This is a genomic window from Cellvibrio sp. UBA7671 (assembly GCA_002483145.1).
Taxonomy (GTDB): Bacteria; Pseudomonadota; Gammaproteobacteria; order Pseudomonadales; family Cellvibrionaceae; genus Cellvibrio; species Cellvibrio fibrivorans.
Window position 1 is genome coordinate 180014 of record DLHJ01000019.1, and the last position, 20417, is coordinate 200430.

19 protein-coding genes are annotated in these 20417 nt (G+C 49.9%); 8 read left to right on the plus strand and 11 right to left on the minus strand.

What is annotated here, in order from left to right; genetic code table 11:
* Positions 1-99 precede the first annotated feature (99 nt).
* The 3 genes from B4E62_RS19805 (at position 100) to B4E62_RS19815 (ending at position 2784) form a co-directional block, all read left to right on the plus strand.
* The gene (locus B4E62_RS19805; RefSeq protein WP_331353274.1) at positions 100-612 is read left to right on the plus strand and encodes a DUF1993 domain-containing protein; all 513 of its coding nucleotides are present in this window, start codon (positions 100-102) and stop codon (positions 610-612) included.
* Positions 613-682: 70 nt separating this feature from the next.
* Positions 683-2338, plus strand: a complete 1656-nt coding sequence (locus B4E62_RS19810; RefSeq protein ID WP_331353275.1) for an NINE protein — start codon at positions 683-685, stop codon at positions 2336-2338.
* Positions 2338-2784 (plus strand): hypothetical protein, encoded by a 447-nt coding sequence (locus B4E62_RS19815; protein ID WP_331353276.1) that lies wholly within the window; start codon positions 2338-2340, stop codon positions 2782-2784. Before B4E62_RS19810 ends, B4E62_RS19815 begins: the two co-directional genes overlap by 1 nt.
* Positions 2785-2823: 39 nt before the next feature.
* Here B4E62_RS19815 and B4E62_RS19820 read toward each other — a convergent pair whose 3' ends face one another.
* The 4 genes from B4E62_RS19820 to B4E62_RS19835 all read right to left on the minus strand — a co-directional run bounded on the left by B4E62_RS19820 (position 2824) and on the right by B4E62_RS19835 (position 7296).
* Positions 2824-4911 carry a VWA domain-containing protein gene (locus B4E62_RS19820; protein WP_331353277.1) on the minus strand — a complete coding sequence of 696 codons (2088 nt, stop codon included), beginning with the start codon at positions 4909-4911 and terminating at the stop codon, positions 2824-2826.
* Positions 4908-5465 (minus strand): RNA polymerase sigma factor, encoded by a 558-nt coding sequence (locus tag B4E62_RS19825; RefSeq protein ID WP_331353278.1) that lies wholly within the window; start codon positions 5463-5465, stop codon positions 4908-4910. The genes B4E62_RS19820 and B4E62_RS19825 overlap by 4 nt, the downstream gene beginning before the upstream one ends.
* A gap of 90 nt (positions 5466-5555) precedes the next feature.
* Entirely contained in the window at positions 5556-6872 is a 1317-nt protein-coding gene (locus B4E62_RS19830) for an NAD(P)/FAD-dependent oxidoreductase (protein WP_331353279.1), read from the minus strand.
* A gap of 19 nt (positions 6873-6891) precedes the next feature.
* Complete coding sequence (locus B4E62_RS19835) at positions 6892-7296, minus strand: hypothetical protein (RefSeq protein ID WP_331353280.1); 405 nt, start codon at positions 7294-7296, stop codon at positions 6892-6894.
* Positions 7297-7615: 319 nt separating this feature from the next.
* On the opposite strand from B4E62_RS19835, the gene B4E62_RS19840 reads away from it, so the two are divergent.
* Positions 7616-8227 (plus strand): hypothetical protein, encoded by a 612-nt coding sequence (locus tag B4E62_RS19840; RefSeq protein ID WP_331353281.1) that lies wholly within the window; start codon positions 7616-7618, stop codon positions 8225-8227.
* A 102-nt stretch (positions 8228-8329) separates the two neighbouring features.
* Here the strand turns inward: B4E62_RS19840 and B4E62_RS19845 are convergent, their stop codons facing one another.
* The 4 genes from B4E62_RS19845 to B4E62_RS19860 all read right to left on the minus strand — a co-directional run bounded on the left by B4E62_RS19845 (position 8330) and on the right by B4E62_RS19860 (position 13325).
* Positions 8330-10342 carry a DUF3488 and transglutaminase-like domain-containing protein gene (locus B4E62_RS19845; protein ID WP_331353282.1) on the minus strand — a complete coding sequence of 671 codons (2013 nt, stop codon included), beginning with the start codon at positions 10340-10342 and terminating at the stop codon, positions 8330-8332.
* On the minus strand, positions 10332-11321 hold the full coding sequence (locus B4E62_RS19850) for a DUF58 domain-containing protein (RefSeq protein WP_331353283.1): 990 nt from the start codon (positions 11319-11321) through the stop codon (positions 10332-10334). Before B4E62_RS19850 ends, B4E62_RS19845 begins: the two co-directional genes overlap by 11 nt.
* Positions 11322-11324: 3 nt before the next feature.
* Complete coding sequence (locus B4E62_RS19855; protein ID WP_310075065.1) at positions 11325-12239, minus strand: AAA family ATPase; 915 nt, start codon at positions 12237-12239, stop codon at positions 11325-11327.
* Between the two features lie 108 nt (positions 12240-12347).
* Positions 12348-13325 (minus strand): GGDEF domain-containing protein, encoded by a 978-nt coding sequence (locus tag B4E62_RS19860; protein WP_331353284.1) that lies wholly within the window; start codon positions 13323-13325, stop codon positions 12348-12350.
* Positions 13326-13523: 198 nt separating this feature from the next.
* Between B4E62_RS19860 and B4E62_RS19865 the strand changes: the two genes are divergently transcribed.
* Positions 13524-14366 carry a TatD family hydrolase gene (locus B4E62_RS19865; RefSeq protein WP_310075062.1) on the plus strand — a complete coding sequence of 281 codons (843 nt, stop codon included), beginning with the start codon at positions 13524-13526 and terminating at the stop codon, positions 14364-14366.
* Here B4E62_RS19865 and B4E62_RS19870 read toward each other — a convergent pair.
* On the minus strand, positions 14349-15680 hold the full coding sequence (locus B4E62_RS19870) for a GGDEF domain-containing protein (RefSeq protein ID WP_331353285.1): 1332 nt from the start codon (positions 15678-15680) through the stop codon (positions 14349-14351). The two genes, B4E62_RS19865 and B4E62_RS19870, sit on opposite strands and share 18 nt — an antisense overlap.
* A 154-nt stretch (positions 15681-15834) precedes the next feature.
* Positions 15835-16965 carry a glycoside hydrolase family 18 protein gene (locus tag B4E62_RS19875; RefSeq protein WP_331353286.1) on the minus strand — a complete coding sequence of 377 codons (1131 nt, stop codon included), beginning with the start codon at positions 16963-16965 and terminating at the stop codon, positions 15835-15837.
* A 253-nt stretch (positions 16966-17218) separates the two neighbouring features.
* On the opposite strand from B4E62_RS19875, the gene B4E62_RS19880 reads away from it, so the two are divergent.
* On the plus strand, positions 17219-17581 hold the full coding sequence (locus B4E62_RS19880) for a SufE family protein (protein WP_331353287.1): 363 nt from the start codon (positions 17219-17221) through the stop codon (positions 17579-17581).
* A 13-nt stretch (positions 17582-17594) separates the two neighbouring features.
* On the opposite strand, the gene tcdA is transcribed toward B4E62_RS19880, so the two are convergent.
* Positions 17595-18419 (minus strand): tRNA cyclic N6-threonylcarbamoyladenosine(37) synthase TcdA, encoded by an 825-nt coding sequence (tcdA, locus tag B4E62_RS19885; RefSeq protein ID WP_331353288.1) that lies wholly within the window; start codon positions 18417-18419, stop codon positions 17595-17597.
* Positions 18420-18577: 158 nt separating this feature from the next.
* On the opposite strand from tcdA, the gene B4E62_RS19890 reads away from it, so the two are divergent.
* On the plus strand, positions 18578-19201 hold the full coding sequence (locus tag B4E62_RS19890; protein WP_310075050.1) for a response regulator transcription factor: 624 nt from the start codon (positions 18578-18580) through the stop codon (positions 19199-19201).
* 318 nt (positions 19202-19519) lie between these two features.
* Complete coding sequence (locus B4E62_RS19895; protein WP_331353289.1) at positions 19520-20362, plus strand: protein-glutamate O-methyltransferase CheR; 843 nt, start codon at positions 19520-19522, stop codon at positions 20360-20362.
* The last annotated feature ends 55 nt before the right edge of the window (positions 20363-20417 follow it).

Below are 20417 nucleotides of genomic sequence, written 5' to 3' on the forward strand. Positions count from 1 at the left end.
TGGCGCAGCCCCAAATCGCCCAAGTCCCAAATGATCTGTTCATGCAATGAACACTGATTATCCAGATCAGTCTACCCAAGGTATTCACAGGAGAATTCCATGTTTTACGAACTTACTGTTGTGCAATTCAGCAAGACCCTCAATAACCTCAACGCAATTCTCGATAAGGGAGCGGCCTATGCCGAAGCGAAAAAATTTGATGTATCTGTGCTGTTGAATTCGCGCCTCGCCCCTGATCAATTCAATCTGATTCGCCAGGTACAAATCGCTTGCGATACGGCCAAGTTGGGCGTCGCGCGTCTGACGGGCAAAGTTGAATCAGCCCCTGTCCATGCTGATACCGAAACCACCTTGCCAGAGTTGAAGGCGCGCATCCAGGCAGTGCTGGATTATTTAGCCGGTTTTAAACCCGAGGATTTTGCTGGTGCCGCCGAGCGCCATATCAGCCAGCCACGCTGGGAAGGCAAATATCTCACCGGTACCGAGTTTGCGATCCAGCATGCGATCCCGAATATTTATTTCCATGTTACTACTGCTTACGCGATCCTGCGTCACAACGGTGTTGATGTGGGCAAGAAGGATTATCTTGGAAGCATGCCTTACAAAAGCTAATATGGCGCATCAATAATTAACTCATGCGCTGTGCGAGCGGCGCATGGGTTTTATAAAAGGATGCGTAAGGATGTCTGATACTCGATTGGATGTATATTTGCTCGGTGAACCGCAACCGGGTATAGATAGACCAACTCTGGTGCGCAATCTCGCCACCACCTTCAAAAAAGATGTTCCGGTCATTGAAAAAATGCTGCGCAGACCGCGTAGTTTGCTCAAAGCCAATGTCGATGCGGCAACTGCCGCGAAATACCAAAGCGCAATCAAAAAAGCTGGTGGCCAATGTGAATTGGTAAACCACGGCGAACAATTATTTCCGAGTGAAGCATTGAGCCCGGTAGCCGCACGCGCGCCACTGAGTGTTGCGCCTATCGAACCTACTGCGCTCACACCTGCAGTCGATGATCAGGCACCTGCGGCAGATAACATCCCACACGGCAACGCTCACTACCAATCTCCTTACAGTGCTCCCACTACCAACAGCGAGTCCACGGATTATTTTTGCTATAAGTGTGGGCGGGGCATCGCACCTGGTTTGGCGCAGTGCCCGTACTGCCGCGCTCCTCAGGTCCAGTTGCATCGCAAAGAAAAAGCGACTGCGGGTGTGCTCGCATTTTTCCTCGGCGGTTTAGGTGTGCACCGTTTTTATTTGGGGCAGTGGTGGGGAATTTTTTATCTGCTGTTCTGGGGCACATTGATTCCCAGCATTGTTTCGCTGATTGAAGCTTTTGTATTTTGGTTTACGCCCAATGAGCGTTGGAACCAAAAATACGGGCAGGTGCCCGCACGCGGTGCCGGTATGGCAGTGGCGTTAGTTATCGGCGCGATTTTGATGGTAGCCATTGTCGGTATTCTCGCCGCAGTCGCCTTACCCGCCTATCAGGATTACACCACGCGCAGCAAAGTGCAGGCTGCATTACCGTTGATCAATGAAACCCGACAAAAAGTCACTGCTGTCATTAAACAGAAAAATTTTTTACCGAGTGAAAATGTGTTGGCGGGTTTGCCAGAAACGATCAACAATGAATTTGTTACCTCTATTGAATTAATTGAGGATGCAAAAATGGTTGTCAGTTTTCGCATCCCGCATTTAATTCAGAATGGCACCAATACGATTATTTGGACTCCAGAAATAAAAGGAGATGATGTGGTGTGGACCTGCCTTGAGGGTTCACTGAGCGATAAATACCGCATGCCCGAGTGTCGTGGTGGTAGTGGCGCGGTTGAGTCTTCGCGGTCGCAGAGTGCCGATAAAACGTCATTGAATGCGCGCATGTACAGCGATGATAAAACCATATCCTTGATGGTGCCGAATGATTGGAAAGGTAATCGTAAATTAAATGAAGAGGCGATCCTCGGTGTTGCCAATACCTATGATGAGGTTTATGCCATTGTTATTCGCGAATCCAAAACGGATTTTGAATCATCAGTAACATTGGATGATTATTTGCAGCTGGTGGTAAAAAATACGGAATCATCAGCAGAAAATTTTCGCGAAATTAGTACTGTTCAATCGCTTAATATAAAAGGCCTTTCCGCAAGGCAGCAGGTAATAGCTGCTTCAGTAAATCGCCTAAAAGTGACCTATCTTTTAACGGGCCTGGAAGACGATACCCATTTTTACCTTATTTATGCCTGGACTATGGATTCCCGCTTTGAAAAAAATCGCGCTTTACTGAAAAAGGTGAGTGAGAGTTTTACGGTTCATGCGGGAGTTAATCAATAATGACGAACCCTTATGAAGTGCCGCAAGCGGTTCTGGAGAATGAAGTTATTCCGCTGCGCAAGAAAACCGGGTGGAAGGTGTTTTTTTGGATATTTATGCCCTTGGCGTGTTTATCTTTTTGGTCCGTTATTGCTGATGCTGAATCCAGTAATATTGATAAGTTAGGCGAGGTGATTGTCTATAGTTTGATAGGGTCAGGACTGTTTGGTTTTTCATACAATAAAAAAATATTCACGATGCAGTTTTGGCGATATTTTATTCCTGTCGCTATCGGATGGGATATTTATACCTTAGTGAGTCAGGACTGGTCAGTATTTTCTGAAAGCGAGATGGCAGTGTACATATTTATTGGTATAACCTTGGTTTGTTTGGGATTGATGCTGTTTTTTCAGTATTTTGGTTTGTATAAATATGCATATCAATCACAGGAAATTTGGGACAAATAACGAATGGCTCCCGATTGGGAGCCACAGGCGGTTTCCAAACTACAACTCCTTCGCAATCTTCGCCTTTCTTACCAACTGCACAAACTCAGTGCGATAACCAAATTCATCTTTGCCTTTGTTTGCTTGCGCCAGTTCAATCACCTTGTCGTAGGTGAAATTACCAGCGTAGTTACTACCGCGTAGCAGCTGTGCAAAACCGGCAACAGCGATAGAGAAATTCACTTCTTGTTGATAGCCAGCATGCGCGTCAAGCAATACGTTTTTCTCGATAGGTGTTTCAATCAGTTTTGATTGGGTTTCGCTTGGTAATTTATAGCGCAAGCGCAAGAAAGCATATTCACCATTTTTACCAATATCAGGTTTATTTTCCTTTTGATAGCGGCTGTTTTCCAATAAGCCACTCTCTGCTCCGACGGGTGTGATTTCATAAATAGCAGTCACACGTTGGCCTGCGCCAATTTCACCGGCATCCACTTTGTCGTTGCTAAAATCTTCGCGGTTGAGAGCGCGGGTTTCGTAGCCTATCAGGCGATATTCCTTAACGGTGTTGGGGTTAAATTCCACCTGGATTTTCACATCCTTGGCGATCGGGAATAAATTGGAGGTAGCCTCTGTCACCAATACTTTTTGCGCTTCGCTGAGTGTATCGATATAAGCGGCGGTACCATTGCCGTTTTGCGCCAAGGTTTGCATCATTTCATCCTGATAATTGCCCTGGCCAAAACCGAGTACAGATAAATAAATCCCTTTATCGCGTTTGCGCTCCACAAAATCCTGCAGTGCTTCATCGCCGGTTTGGCCGACATTAAAGTCGCCATCGGTTGCGAGGATAATGCGGTTGACACCTTTCGCATTAAAATTCGCTTCCGCCAATTGATAGGCGAGGGCGATACCTTCGGCACCAGCAGTGCTACCACCGGCTTGCAAATTATTTAATGCAGCGAGAATTTTATTTTTCTCTTTTGCTTTAGTTGGCTCCAACACTGTACCCGCGGCACCGGCGTAAACCACAATCGAAATGGTGTCGTCAGGTTTGAGGGTATCCAACAATAAACTCATGGATTGTTTTACCAGCGGCAATTTGCTGGGCTCATCCATAGAGCCGGATACATCCAATAAAAACACCAGATTGGATTGCGGAATGTCACTCGCTGCCAATTGATAACCTTGAATACCGATATGTATTAATTTGTTGCCCGCTTTCCAGGGCGAATCCATCACGCTGGTATAAGTTGCAAAGGGTGTTTTGCGATCTTTAGGTAATGGGTAGGCATAATCAAAATAATTAATCATCTCCTCACTGCGCACCGCATCTTTTTCCGGCAACTGGCCGTTGTTGAGCATGCGCCGTACAAAACTATAAGAAGCGGTATCCACATCGATAGAAAAAGTAGAGACAGGATTTTCGCTCGCCGCGATAACGGCATTCTCATTGAAATCTTCAAATCGGTCGCGGAATTCTTGTGGAGGTTGGGTAACAATTATTTCTTTCACCCTTGGCGCAGGTGCACTCAGTGCCATGGGTTGAGCTTCGGATTTCATCTTTTGTACAACACTCATGTCCATTTTTTGCGCAGCTAATTTAGTTTGTTCTTTGCGCTCTACGGCTACCGCCGCTTCCATTTCTTGGTATTCAACTGCATCTTCAGCGATGGTCATGTCAGCAAGGATTTTTTTATCTTCACTAATAATTGCGTTCGCTGGTTCTTGCACATTTAGTGGGACACTTTTACGGAGTGATTGCTCGGCAATGCGCGTAGCCAATTCCTGTTGATCGGAATTGATCATCAAGTTCTGCATAAAGGTTAGTCCCGCTAGCACCGCAAGGCTGGAGGCGGCGATACCGGAAATCAATGCTGGTTTTTGCCAGAAAGGGCGACTATCAAAACCGTTGTTGTTCATCGTATTGTTCATAGATTTGTCCCCGTGATGGTTGGTGTCACGGGTAAGACGCAAGCGCTCTAAAAATCCTTGGAGAACAGTGGATTTTTTTTCTGCACTTTGTTGTGCAGCGAATGCGGCCATGGCGGCAGCCATATGACGCGCTTTGGTATCGGCATCCGGCTTGGGTGGCTGCTCTTGCAAGAGTTGTTGCAAGTCATCGTCGTTTATATCTTGTCTATTCATAATGAAAGCTCCCAGCTTCCGTCGGATTGTTGTTGCAGAAGCTGAAGTTGTTTGCGAATTTCGTGGAGCCGCCAGGAGACGGTAGATTCTTTCAGTTGCAGAACGGTGGCGGCCTCGGCATGGCTAAGGCCTTCGCCATGTACCAGTAGTACCGTCTCTTTAAAACCCTCGGCCATCTGGTCGAGCAGGCGCAGTAGCTGCTGTAGATAAATGCGGTTCTCGGCGGTTTGGTCTGGCGTCCGCTCCGGCTCTATCCAGTCGTCGATGTTGTCGTGCATGTGGCGGTTCTGACTCTTGTACCAATCCTTGGCGCAATTGATAACTAATCGGTACAGCCAGCTGCTAAAGGCCGCCTCAAAGCGGAATTGGCCGAGGCTCTGCGCGAGTTTGATGCACGCCTGCTGGGTTATGTCTTCGGCATCGGCCTTATTGCCACACCAGCGGTAGGCGAAACGGTAGACGGTGTCGTAGTTGGAAGTTAACACCTGCTCAAAGGCATTTTGATCGCCTGCTTGAGCGGCCTTGATGAGTGCATAGGATTCTGGCGCTACCATGCGGCGATACTCATGTAGTCGCCGGAGCGACGATAGGGGTGTGTTATTTCTTGGACGAGCGGCCGTGCGGAATCCTTGGCTGGTTTCTTCTTATTTATCCATCATTCCACCGGACGGTGCTTGCCAATTGATTTTGGGCACCAGTTCGCGGCGCTTTTGCAAGGCGCAAATTTGTTTAAATAACCAGAGTCGCCAGCGTACAGCAAAGCTCGGGGTCAGCTTGCCGGCCAGAATGGAATTGATGGCTTGCGGCAAACGCAGCGTCGGGCGCGGGGACATAAATACCTCGCAGGCCTCGTTGTCATAGTAAGCATCGATCAACTGGCGCATATAGCCGATCCTGCTTTTCATCGCGTTGGTATAGCTGACGTACAAGCGCGCCTCGGCCAGCGCCGATGATGGTTTTGTTATCAGATCGGCGATTTTATCGGCCGCAAGCAGGCCGGATTCGAGCGCCAGGTAAACGCCCGACGAAAACACAGGATCAATAAAACTTGCCGCATCACCGGCGAGTAAGCAGCGATCCCGGCCAAATTCGTTATGGGAGAAGCTGTAATCCGACTCAATACGATAGTCACCAGCAGCGGTCGCAGTTGCCAATGCCTGACTCAAGAAAGGAGATTCACTGACCTTGCGCCAGAACAGTGATTCCCAGGATTCACCGGCCTGCCTGCCACTATGTTTCTGCAACACTACGCCGACAGAGGTGGTGGTGGGGGAGATGGGAATCACCCAGAACCAGGCGTCGCTCAAGCGCATTACGATGATGTCGCCAGCAGTATCGCCTTGATCGCGCGTCATGTTTTCAAAATGGTTGAACACAGCCATGCGTCCGGGGTAGGGCAAGGAGGATTTCTCCAACTTCATCGCCCGCCCCATCACACAATGCCTGCCACTGGCATCAATCACCCAATCAGCGGTAAGGGTTGATGTATTACCCTCGTGCTCCGTTTCAATATGCCATTGCTCCCCATTACGGGAAACTGAGACAACGCGCGTTTCTTCCTGAACCTGCGCCCCCAGTTGCTGGGCATGGCGCAGAAGAATCTCATCGAAACGGGCGCGCTCGACTTGATAGGCCATGTCCAGACCGGGAATCCAGCCCTTGGCAAACACATTTCGAACCGTGCGTGAGCGATCTGCCAGGGTAAATTGTGCACCACGTTTCTCAATGAAGCCGGCTGTGGCGATCTTCTCCCACACGCCAATTTTTTTCAGTATTGAGTTACCGTTCGGCAGAAGTGATTCGCCGATATGAAAGCGAGGGAATTTCTCGCGCTCCACTACCAGAGCATCAATTCCCCTTTGAGCCAAGCGGGAGGCGGCCACACTTCCAGCGGGACCGCCACCAATGATCACCACCTTATGTTGGGCTGTTGACGAGGCTAAAGCAGGCAGTGAAGACATATGGCAACCGTTACACTGCTTAATTGAGTGCACTCAACTGCATATTCTTGCTGATGTCCCCTGCAACATTCTTCACCCAGCTCAGGTAATTGCGATGGATGTAGCGCTTGCCGTCCTTCTCTTTATATTTCAGGTTTTCGCTGGATACGTACTCGATACGAACTTGTTTGAGGTCGTGATAAATCGCGATACGTGCAACATGGGAACGAAGATTGAGGGTTGCATCAATCTTGCCATTGCTCTCGCCGCTTACAACCCAACCGCGTGTTACCAACGCGCGCTTTATATCGCTGGTGACTTGGAACTCGGTCAGACCTGCGGGTACAGCAACAGGATCCGGGTTGACCAGTTCAGGTGCGGCTTGTGCAGACAGTGCAAACATGACCGCGATTGATGTAATGACAGACCAGAATAGACGTTTCATAGATAACTCCTTGTGAGTTTTAGGGGGGCTAACGAGACCGGCGAGAGTATAAGCATCGACTTTCATTAAATCGAGCTTGTCATGTCGCAGTTGGGCGACAAATCTGCCGCAATTTTTGGATTGAAACCAATAATGCGGCAGTTTTATGTCGAATTTCTTTACGGTTTGTCTCTCGTAATGTGACACGCCTATCGTTATTTTGTTGATTTTAGTGACATTTTTTTAGTGGTGTGAATTTTGCTGATTATGGCGACAATTGGGCGCAACAGATGAAAGCCTCAGATGCGCCCCTATAGCCGAGTAAACTCAGGGTAATCTTATGTCTCTTAAATCTATCTACACCTCATGTCTGGTTGCCGTGCTTGGAGCCCTTAGCGCCGGTGCTAGCGCCAATCTTATCGTGAATGGCGGTTTTGAAGACAATAATGTGGCTGCCGGTAATTGGGCCTATTTTTCTTCTGCCAGTGTCAACGGTTGGGATGGGGACAATATTGAAATTTGGGATAGCTTTGGTGGCGTGGTTGCCCCTGAAGGTACCCAGCACGCAGAGCTGAATGCCCATCCCTTCGACGGCAGCGTCTTCTCGATTTACCAAAGTTTTGCCACCGTTGTTGGCCAAACTTATGATGTTTCGTTCTTCTACAGTGCGCGTGTCAACGCCAACGAGCAGTTTTCATTTAGTGCTGGCAGCCTCGCAGCAGTGCTGAATGACCATGTTGTGGGTAGTTGGAAGCAGTACACAGGTAGCTTCGTTGCCAGCAGTGCATTGAGTACTATTACGTTTACTACTTATGACGCTGGCACTTTAGGCAACTTTTTAGATGGTGTTGTGGTCACTGCGAAAGCGAGTGTAGTGGAGTCCAATCCATTAGTGATGCTGCTGGTTGGTCTTGCCGGTTTGATTTTGATCAGAAGAAAAAATCACGCGTGATAATTTGCTGAATAAATCCCTCAGAATTTAAAACCCCAAGGTTTGCTCTAGTGAGCCTTGGGGTTTTGTGTTTTGGCGATCTTGTTTACTGCTAAATGATGATTAGCGCGGAAATTGTTTGACCGCTTGCTGCAGTTGCGGCAATTGTTCAGGGCGATTTTGATAGGCCACTTGTTCAAATAACTGTGCGATTTGGGTTAAGCCATTTTTCAGCTGCGGTTCGCTGTAGAGCACACGGTGGATAAAATCACCGAGAGTTTCACCGGTTTTGCGCCGGTAGCCGAGCTGTGCCAATTTCTGTTCCAGCTTTTTGACTGCTTTTGTTTCCGGACGCAATAGCGCGCCCTTTTGATTGCGTAATAGCGCCCAAGCAAACAGCCCCGCGCCGACCAAGCCCAAACCAATCAGCCAGAGGGTGATGCGCCAGGTTTCAGTGCCGCCCAGCAGGCGCGACAACAAGCCCTCTTGCGCCTCGCTATCGTAGTTCAACACCCAGCGCTGCCAGGTATAGGTGGCGGCGTCCCAGCGCAGCTGCAGGTTGTATAGCAATTTAGAGGATCGCCAAGCGTTGGCGACTAGTTGCTGATCACTTTCCCCCAAGGCCTCGTTCATGCCCTGTTGGATGCGGTTGGGCGCAACGGCGGCAGTGGGGTCGATCATTTGCCAGCCTGTGCCCTCGATCCAGACTTCCGTCCAGGCGTGGGCATCCGATTGGCTGACCAGCAGGTAGTTCTCCACCGGATTCCAGCGTCCACCCTGATAACCCACAACCACTCGCGCCGGTATGCCTGCCGCGCGCAACAAAAACGCAAAGGCACTGGAAAAGTGTTCGCAGAAGCCGCGTTTGGTCGTCAGTAAAAACTCATCAACAGAATGTTGGCCGAGCAGTGGGGGCTGCAAGGTGTAGGTAAATTCGCGGTTAAACAGTGCCAGGGCCTGGGCGATAATTTGCGCATCGCCGAGGTTTTGACTGCGCCAGCTTTCAGCCAGAGCGCGAGTTTGCGGATTGCTATCGCGCGGCAGGCGAGTGTAGTTGTCACGTTGCAGCTTGTTGAGCTGGGGCGGTTCCGGCCATTCAATTTGCAGCGCCGAGCTGACCTGATAGCGCATCCGCTGGGCGACAGGGATGCGGTTCATCAGCAGAGAGTCGGCGGTGATACGAATCGAGTTGCTGGTATTTTCTACCCTTTGTGCGGTCATCAAACTGAATAGCCAGGGTTGGCCATGAGGTTCAACGATGATGCTGTAGTCGGTCAGTTCGCGCTTGATAGCCTTATCGTCGTTTGGAGCGCGCGACTGCACTCCCCAGGTATCACGCATACGCCAGGTGCGACCGTCAAAAGTATCCAATACCAAACCGCGCCAATAGAGCTGGTTGACGGGCGGTGGTTGGTCGGCGAATCCGACCCGGAAGGCAGGTGAGCGATCAAGCGCAAGATTGCCTAAATCGCCGGGTGAAAGGCTGTCGCTAAAACCGGTTTTGGCCGCCTGTTGGTTGGGGATCGCCCAGAGCGGGCCGAGGCGTGGAATCACCACAAATAGCACCAGCATGATCGGCAGCGCATGCAGCAGTATCATGCCGCCGCGTTTGAAGCGCATGCCAGTGGATTGCGCATGGGTGAGATAGAGCGAACGCCAGCTGGCGAGCAGCAATACGACACAGAGGAGCGCGTAAGCGGCGGCCTGCGGGGTTTGGCTAAACAGGAATTGGGTGGCGGTGATGATAAAGCCGATAAACAACAGCAGTTGTGCGTCGCGCCCGGAATTCACCTCTAGCAGCTTCAGCGAAAAGGCACAAACCAGCAAACCTACCATGGTTTCGGTGCCGGTTTTACCGGCATAGCTGGCGAATAAACCGCCAGCACAGATCAATGCCAGCAGGGTTTTGACCAAGCTGCCGGGCGTGCCCCAGCGGCCGCGAAACATCTGCGTGCGCCAGAAGGCTGTAATCGCCCACACCAGCCAGAGCCAGAAAGGCAGGTTGAACAACAGTGGCAGGATCAGCATAGCCTGCATGACCAATAGCCAGGCCAGTTTATCGCGCGCCAGATACTCCGCTTGTTTGGGGGGCTTGCCGGAGGGGGTGAGACGGGGGCGCCATGGCTTAGCGAGCATGTTTGGCCTCGCGCGGCAGGTTAAATTCTCCCAGTGCAGTAAGCACGGCTTGTTGGTGATGCTCACCTAATGCCGGTGCAAGATTGAGCCCCGGCAGACGTAAACCATAGGGAATCTGCCGCCGCTCGTAGTCCAGTGCCCAGTAACACAGGCCGGACAGCCGCAGTTCTTGCGGATGGTTCAGGCTGTCCCAATCGAGCCATTTTTCGGCGGACAAATAGGCCTCGTATTCTTTGGTAAACAGGCCTTTGTCTTGTGCAAATTGCTTCCAGGCGATGTGTTTGATGGGATCGCCCGCCTGGTAATCGCGCAGGCCGCTAAAGTCATCACCGCCGCGCTGGCTGGTACCACCTTCTTCGCGGCCGTTGCTCGCTTGGGCATGGGGTTCATCGGTGAAGATTGGCGCGGGGTAGATAAGTGCGCTGGCGTCCAGGTTGAGCCAGGTCCAGCAGCGGATAATCCCGAGCGGAAAGCGGCTCTGCACCAGCAATCGCCCCGGCCGTAAGTAGCCGCGCTGCACACTTTGCGCCCGCACTATCACCTGCTGCGGCTCATTGTGGTCGAGGGTGATCACCTGAGTTTCACCTCCCGGCCAGCGCAGTTCCAGATTGTCACATCCGGCTTTGTTGATGCAGTTCAGTTCCAAAACAAAGGCTGCCGGGTCACCGGCAAATGCCGGACGCGCACCCACAAAACGGATGCTAATGCCGGCGAGGTTGGCAAAAGCGTGGAGGATGCTGACCACAAAAATACTGACCAGCAGGTAGCTCAACGCCAGGATCAGGTTGTTCTGGTAATTGGTACCGAGCAGCCAAATTACGAAGGTGATGGCCGTGTAGAGCAAGCCGGTCAGGTTGGGAAACGTGTAGAGATTTTTGCGGTTGAGATGCACCTGTCGCGCACGCGGGGAGCGCTGGTCGATCCAGCGATAAAAGCGGGTTTCCCAAGCGTTGCGCAGAGAGGTGATAAGGCTGGTCATGGCTTAGCCCAACACATTCACGCTGTCGCGCAGATGTTTCACCAGCGGTTCCGAATCCTGACTGTGGCCGCGCCCGCGTACCCGATGGCCGACTACTGCGGGCAATACGGTCTGTACATCTTCCGGTACCAAATATTCGCGGTTGTGGATCAGCGCCCAAGCCTTAGCCGCACGCAAGAGCGCGAGTGCACCACGCGGCGATAAACCGTAGGCGAACTGTGTATCGCTGCGGGTAAAAGCGACCAGCCGCTGCACATAATCGAGCAGTGAATCGCTGGCTTTGACCTGGTGTACCGCCGCTTGGATTGCTGAAAGTTGTTCGTGGGTGACAATGGGAGTGAGTTGGCGGATACGCGCGCGTGGATCAACACCTTCAAACAGCATTCGCTCGGATGCCGGGCTGGGATAGCCGAGCGAGATACGCATTAAAAAACGGTCGAGTTGTGATTCCGGCAGTGGAAATGTCCCGCTTTGCGATAATGGGTTTTGCGTCGCTATCACGAAAAAGGGTTTAGGCAGTGGGCGGCTTTTTCCTTCGATGGTGACTTGCCCTTCCTCCATTGCTTCGAGCAAAGCACTCTGGGTTTTGGGTGAACTGCGGTTGATTTCATCGGCCAACAACACTTGGGTAAACACCGGACCGGGATGAAATTTAAACACCCCTTGCTCACGCTCAAAAATCGCCACCCCGAGAATATCAGCAGGCAGTAAATCGCTGGTGAATTGCACCCGTTCAAACTTCAAACCCAAAACTTTGGCGAGGCAGTGGGCGAGGGTGGTTTTGCCCATGCCGGGCAGGTCCTCAATTAACAGATGGCCTTCGGCGAACAGGCAGGCGAGGGACAAACGCACCTGTTGATCTTTACCTAAAACGATTTGGTCGACTTGCTGAATAATGTTGCTGATCAGTGACTGCATGGATAACCCTGATAATCAATTGGCCAGATGGGAGCATAGCGCAGCGGGATATTTGATGGGGATAAAGAATCGCAAAGCTGGCGCCAGTTCACGCGCGCTGCCGGGTGTCTACTCGGCAGCAACCACGCAATTGCGCCCCTGCTGTTTGGCTTGATAAACCGCTTTGTCGGCGCGTATAAACCAATCTTCCGGGGTTTCATTGATGTGTAATTGCGCGCAGCCAAACGACGCCGTGAGTGCACCGTCGGGATCATTGAGTTCCATCTCAATTTGCACGCGCAGCTGTTCCGCAATCACCAATGCATCGGCGAGGTGTGTGTTGCGCGCAAGCACCACAAACTCCTCTCCGCCAAAACGGAAAACCCTATCTGTTTTGCGTACGCGCCGTGTCAACAAGTGGGCCAGATCAACCAATACGTCATCACCAGTGGTATGGCCGAATTTGTCATTCACCATTTTGAAGAAATCCAAATCCAGAATAATCAACGTCGCGGGGGTTTGGTTGCGCGCGCAGTCTGCAATACTCAGACGCATCTCTTCATCCATCGCGCGGCGGTTACCGAGTTGGGTGAGTGCATCCTGATTGGCATAACCTTGCAGCAACAATTGTTGTTTGTGGGTCAGGAGTGCGAAAACGTAGGCCATGCTGCCGCACATCAGCAGCGAGGCAACCATGGCAAAGGCTTCCGTGGTGGTATTGAGTTTTATTGCAATAGGCAGGACTGCGGCGATGGTCAGTCCATTGGCAATCAGTGCGGCTGTTGCGTTAAGCAGAAAGAAATTGGCAATCAGCGATGGGAACAGCCAGAACACATAGATGGGTTCATTGAGATGGGCAACTGCAACCGCGCCTGAGGAATAGAGCAGGGCGGTAATATTGGAAACCAGTTGTGTCGCCTGGCCGAGTTTATAAGTGTAGATAGCACTACCTAGTGCAGCCATTACAATGGCTAAGTCCACCGCCGCGTTGGCAATCTCGCCGTTAAGGTAGCGAATCACACAAAAGGGCGCGATAACCAAGCTTGCGAGTATGGCAAACAGATATACCATCCCACGTTGGAACTTGTTCTTTGAGTCAGTCAGCATAATTGCCGGCAGATTCTCCCGTGTAGATATTGTCGCGCTGCTTAACCTGCATCGCTTTTTACAGCTCACAGCATAGTCGCCAAATCGTAGTTTTGCCCACTTCATTGCGGAAGAATTTGGTGTTACCACATTAGCTACACTACCCTGCGAGCTGGTTTTTAGCTGATTTTCAGGTATTGGATAGGTAAATGAATCACTATGTCCTGTTTCGATAATCGCTTTTTTGACAGTCATTGTCATTTCGATTTTGTAGAATTCAATGCTGACCGCGCCGCGCTTTGGCGAGCCTGCAATGCGGAGGGAATTACGCAGCTGTTAATACCCGGGGTCACACCAGATCAGTGGCAAACCGCCGCGCAGTTATGTGTGCAATATGCTGGATTATGTTATGCAGCAGGTATTCATCCGCATTGGATCGTACAGCAGCCCTGGTTTCCAACTGATACCAATAATCTGTTGGACAAGTCTGTGCGAGAAAAAATAACAGCACTCATCCTGCAAGAATTTAATCTTTCTACAAATGTGTGTGCCGCGCGCTGCGTCGCCGTGGGCGAGAGTGGTCTGGACAAGATGATCGCAACCCCCTTTGACTTGCAACAAGAATTACTCACAATCCACATTGATGTCGCCAGACAAATACATAAACCGCTGATTGTTCACTGCGTTCGGGCGCACAATGAAATGATTGCATTACTTAAAAAACACAAACCGGTAGCGGGTGGTGTGATTCATGCGTTTAGCGGCAGTTATGAAGTGGCACAGCAGTATGTGGACTTGGGCTTTTATCTTGGTATTGGCGGCACTATCACTTATGAACGCGCGCAAAAAACCCGCGCTGCTGCTGCAAAAATTCCACTGGAGTTTTTAGTGTTGGAGACAGATGCTCCGGATATGCCTCTGCATGGCAGCCAGGGGCAACGCAATAGTCCGGAATATCTTCCACAGATAGCGCAAGTGCTCGCGGATTTGCACGATGTAGCTGTGGATGAGATTGCCGCGGTCACCTACCGCAATACGATGCGTTTATTTCACCGCAGTTAATATCGCCGGGGCCTGGGTAGAAGCGCGTACACAATTGCGCCCTTGTGCTTTGGCCACATAGAGCGCTTTATCGGCACGCGCAATAAAATCGGTCGGTGATTCTTGCGCTAATATTTGCGCAACGCCAAAACTGGCGGTGACATGCAATGCTTTGGGCCAATCATTTTCTTCAATACAAAGGCGCAATTTTTCTGCCAGACCGCAGGCATTTTCCAATGTGGTATCGGGGCAGGCCAGGACAAATTCTTCTCCACCCCAGCGCGCGAGTAAATCGTGTGTGCGGGTATTTGCACTCAGTACTTGTGCAAAGGCCAATAAGACCTGGTCGCCAATATTGTGGCCATAGGTATCGTTGATTTTTTTAAAGTGATCGATATCAATAAAAATCAGCGATAGCAAATGAGTTGCATCAGCACTCCAGCTTTGGTTAAACACCGGCACTAAACCATCACGGTTTAATACACCGGTCAAAGGGTCGCGGGTTAATCGCTCCTCCAGTTGCTGATGCTCCTGGTTGAGTAACCGATTAAGGTCTTCCAATTGTTGCTGGCGCTGTCTATTAGTCTGCAGTTCTATTTTTGCTTTCTTCAATGTACTGACAAAAAATGCCAGCGCCGTTAATGTCCACAGGCTCAAGAGGATTAAATAGAGTGTGCGATCGTGAATGTATTTTCCGCTGATCTCGATGCGCTCGATAATCATTTGGTATTTACCCGGTTTAACGTGTTCGCCAGTTGATACCTGCACACCGCGCACTTCATTAAATTCCGGCCCCCAATATTCCGGTGGGATTTTCCCTTGGCTGAGCCACCAAGTGGGTACTTGCATATGACTCATTTTGATAATTTGCGGATAGCGCTTGTGCGTGTCAAATAATTCAATGGCGTTATATTTGAGTGAGTTGGTGTCTTCCTGGCGTGAATATGCCGGATTAAAATTAATTAACTGGAAACGCACGCCAAATGTTTGCGGCGTGGAATATTTTGCCCAGAGTTTAATCTGTTCGTAATTGCTTAAATCCCTGCCTATGCCATTTTTGTCAGAAAGACTAAAGCTGATTTCACAATAGGGCCATTGATAATCAGAGGCGATAATTTCGCAATTGAGAATAAATTTTTCACCATCCCGTTGCAGTGTTGAGATGGATTTTCCACCGTTGCCACGGTCATCGATAGAATCGATGAACAGGTCTGACTCTTGCCCGAGCACCAATACTTTTTCCGGGCCATAGGCCTGAAAGGCAAGGGCAAGCAGGGTGATAACAATGAGTAATCCAAGCAGCCTTGCTTTTAAAATATCGTGCTGGATAGTCATGATAGGTGTTATAGATTCGTTAATTTTTGTAAGTAAAACACAAATTTTGCTCGGCTGACAGCAGCTTGTGTAACTCTTCTTCCGCTTATAACTTTTGGTGAAGTTTTACCGCAAACTCATACAAAAGTTTGCAGTAAAACAGCGCACTTAAAGTTTATTTGACTGTATTGGTCAGATTTTTATAAATCGTATCCAGTAATCCGTCTTTATCCGTATCGTGTGGTAATTGCCAAAACATCATGCCGCCCAGTTTGTGCTGTTTAACGTAACGCGCTTTTTCCGCGAGCGAGCGTTTATCGTCAAAGGTCGCAAATATTTTTTTGCTAGGACTATAGAAACTTGGCGCTTTGGCGATATCGTCCCACGAGTATAAATAACCGTCAGCTTGGCTAAAGCGGGTGGCGAACTCTTTGTAGTCGGCTCCATCGATATGCACACCGGGTTGATATAAACCCTTATTGGTTGCGTTAACTTGTTCCCACATACGCGCATAAAAAGCAGTCCCGATAATAATTTTTTCTGGCGCAACCCCTTTGCGCAATAAAAACTGTACAGCGTTATCGGTGGAGTCTTTTTGTTGTGGTGTGGAATAGAGTGCGGTGTGGTGGCCGGTATGCGGTGTTGCACCATTCACTATGTCGTAGCTCATCAGGTTGACGTTATCCAGCAGCGGCATAATTGCATCCCAATCCACTGCGGTTTCTAAAAAACTATCAAAGCCGCCCGCAGCAAAACTCAATTCATAGCGGCTGCCAAATACTGCGCGCAATTCCTGGATTAACGCCGTGAAGTTTGCGCGATCATAGGTTGCATACTTATGGCCTGGAAAACCGGCAATCGTCGGATATTCCCAATCCAGATCAATGCCATCGGCTTGGTATTCTTCAATAATCGCGAGTGTAGATTGCGCAAACACTTTGTGGTTTTCTACAGTGTTAAAAATATCGGAACAGGTTTCGCAGCCACCCCAGCCGCCGAGTGACAGCATCACTTTTAATTGTGGATATTGTTTTTTGAGTGCTACTAAACGCTGCAGCGCTTGTTTGTCTTTATCTGAATCAAAACTGAGTTGATTGCCGTTCAAGTGCAAAAAGCTGTAGATAATATGGGTGAGTTGGCCAACGTTGTAACGCTGCAAATCTGAACCGTCACCCATATAGTAGGCAATTATTTTGGGTGAGGCTGGTGTGGTTCCAGTCTGTGGTTGCGCAGTCTGTGGTGAACTACAGGCGCCGAGTGCAAAGGCTAAAAATGTTGCACTGACAGCGGATAAAAATGATTTCATATACATCCCTCGGTGGATAAATCGGGTATTTATCATTCGCGAGAGCTGGGTGGGAGTGGTGATCTTACTTTGCCGTCGTGCAGCAATTATTGTGTGGTTATATTCTAACCGCAGAATTGCGGCATAAGTGTCGCGTGTAGGTAAAGATTCTTAAAGTTTGCACTTGCCTCTATAATCGCTTTCCCTCCTGTGTTTTGAGAATTCCTGTGTGATTAGCCGCGATGACCTTGGTACTGTAAAGTTACCTGAACTAATGGCTGTATCTAATTGGCAGCAGCAGTACAAGTTAATTATCCAATGGGGCAAGTTGGTTCGCCCCAAACCGGATATCCGCTTGCCTGCCAACCTGATTAAAGGCTGCGAGTTGCCTGTTTGGCTGGTGCATAAGCGGAAAGGTGAACACCATTATTTCGAGTTCGATTCCGACAGCAGTGTGATGAATGGGTTGGCGGTGCTGTTGTTGGTGCAATTAAACGGAAAAACAGCTGCGCAGATTGATGGTGAGAATCTTGTCCAATCGTTGCGGGATTTGGGTTTGGAGAAACATCTCACACCGTCGCGCAATAATGGTTTCAGTCGCATCATCTTGCGCGCGCTAGCCTTTGTGGATACTTAACACCTGCAGTGATTTAATCCATCGTTTTTTTCTGTTTATCCCCCAGCTGTTTATCAAGGTAGCGTTCAATCGCCCGCGTTGCAGCGATAAAACCAAAGGTTCCCGTTACCATTAGGCTGGAACCAAAACCGCCCGCGCAATCCAGTTTCACGCCGTCGGCCAGCGCCTGTTTGTCCATGCATACTGAACCATCTGGTTGCGGGTAGACCATCTGCTCGGTGGAGTAGACCGCATCAACACGGAATTTACGGTTTTTATCGCGCGCAAAATTGTGGTGGCGATAAAGCTGCGTGCGCACTTTGGCGAGCATGGGGTCGCTGATGCTGCGCCCCAAATCATCCACCGTTACCGCTTGCGGGTTGCGTTTACCACCCGAGGAGCCAATGGTAATCAGGCGCACTTTGATCGCCAGGCAATAAGCGACTAGGCGAGCTTTTAAATGCGCTGCGTCAATTGCATCGATCACTACATGGTGTTGTTTACCGATCAGGGTTTTCATATTGTCCTGATCGATAAAATCCTCAATCGAATGAATTACCAGCTCGGGGTTGATATCGCGCAAGCGCTCGGTAATCACCTGGTTTTTTGGGCGCCCGAGGTTGGATTTAAGCGCGTGCGATTGGCGATTGGTATTGGTGACACAGACTTCATCCATCTCGATCAGGGTTAATTCACCCACCCCCGAGCGCGCCAATGCTTCGGCTACCCAGGTGCCTACGCCGCCCAATCCAATCACCACAAAATGGGCATTGGTGAGGGCTTGCAGTGCGTCGTGCCCATACAGGCGCGCAAGGCCACCAAAGCGCAGTAAATAGTCGGGAGAGACTGGTCTGTTCATAAGCGGCTCATTTAAGAAAAAGAGGCTGGTGCAAGGGGCGGCTTTTTAGCGGAGATACCGCGTGAACGCAAGCCTTGCCAGCCGGTAAATTTGGCGCCTTCTGCTACACTCATCAGGTAGCAGCCTATCCATAAAATGAGTTTACTGACGAGTGCTTCATGACTAGAACGGCTATAGCGACGGCGTATTTGATTGACGACGATAGCATCACCCTGGAATTAATGAGCGGCATTGTAGAATCTACCGGCGTAGAACCTGTGTGTTTCAGCAGCGCCGAAGCCTTTCTGGATGCTTATTCCCCGCGCCCCTGCGAATGTGTGATCACCGATATGCGTATGCCCGGTGTAAGTGGTTTGCAACTGCACAAGGTCTTGCAACAACGCTACGCCGTGCCGCCACCACTGATTATCGTCACCGGTTATGCGGAGGTGAGCGCTGCGGTAGAGGCCATGAAGCAGGGCGCTTTTGATTTTGTTGAAAAGCCCATCAATGGCCACCAGTTTCTGGAGAAGTTGCAAGCCGCTCTCTCACTCAGCCGCCAGCTGCATCAGCAGCGGCTACATTTGGCCACACGCGAAGCGCGCATCGCACTGCTCACCCCTAAAGAGCAGGAAGTTTTGCAGGCAGTGCTCGACGGGTTGCCCAGCAAAGATATCGCCGGAAAGCTCAACCTGAGTGTGCGCACGGTAGAAAACCATCGCGCGCGTATTATGGAAAAACTGCGCGTTAATTCGGCGATGGAATTAATGCGTGATTTTATGATGCCGGTGGCGAGCCGTTAGTTTAATTTCAAAAAAAACCTGTATTTTCAAACGCTTAATCTCCCTTTTACAGGTGGGTCACGTTCCGTTCTCACCTTGGTTAATACCCCCTCTAGGTTTGCCTGACACTAGACTCACCACTCCAGGTACTGTCCCACTAGGTGTTATCCCTCACGCCACCTGAGTATTTTTACTCTCACGACTTTTTTGCCAAACCGGCACACTGGGAACCAATGAAGGTGACTCGCCTCAGGGCAAAGCACCGCACTGTGAGATCAAGGATCTTTTCAATAATCGGCACCTTTGCCAATCATGATGAACCCAGTAACGACCAGGATTATGAGTACACATTCCAACATCAGCCCATTTGCTTTCCATAAAATCCGCGATTACGTGTATCGCACTGCGGGTATCATTATTGGCGCCGATAAAACGGCGATGGTAACTGGCCGCCTGTGGCGCCGTCTGGAATTGTTGGGGCACAAAGATTACGAAACCTATTTCGCTTACGTTTCCAGCCCTGCCGGTGCACAAGAGCGCAGCACTATGTTGGATTTGCTCACCACGAACGAAACCTATTTTTTCCGCGAGCCAGCGCATTTTAATTTTTTGCGCGATGAAATTATTCCGCAGCAGGGTTACAACAAAATGCGCGTCTGGTGTGCCGCCGCTTCTACTGGTGAAGAGCCGCACAGTATTGCAATGGTATTGGCTGACACTCTGGGTAAATGCGATTGGGATATTTTGGCTACCGATATTTCCGGCAAGGTATTGGAGCATGCACGCACTGGCGTGTATCGCGCTGAGCGTATCAACCATATCCCGACCGATTATTTAAAAAATTATTGCCGTCGCGGTATTGGTGAATATGAAGGTATGTTGGCAGTAGTGCCCTCACTGCGCTCACGCATCACCTTTGAACAGCATAATCTCCTGCATCCGCGTGAAACCAATGAACAGTTTGATGTGATTTTTTTGCGCAATGTACTGATTTATTTTGATAGTGAAACTAAACAAAAAGTAATTGAACATATGTTGCAATCACTTCGCCCTGGTGGGTGGTTAATTTTGGGCCACTGCGAAAGTTTGCAGGGGTTGAAAGTCGATATTAAAGCGGTTAGCCCATCGATTTATCGCAAGCCTGCTGCAGCTGTACCTGCGTTCAAGCGCGTGGCGAGTTAAGGCATGCCAGGTAGCGCGCAACCCGGTGCTGTTAACCTGTGTAAATTTGCTATTC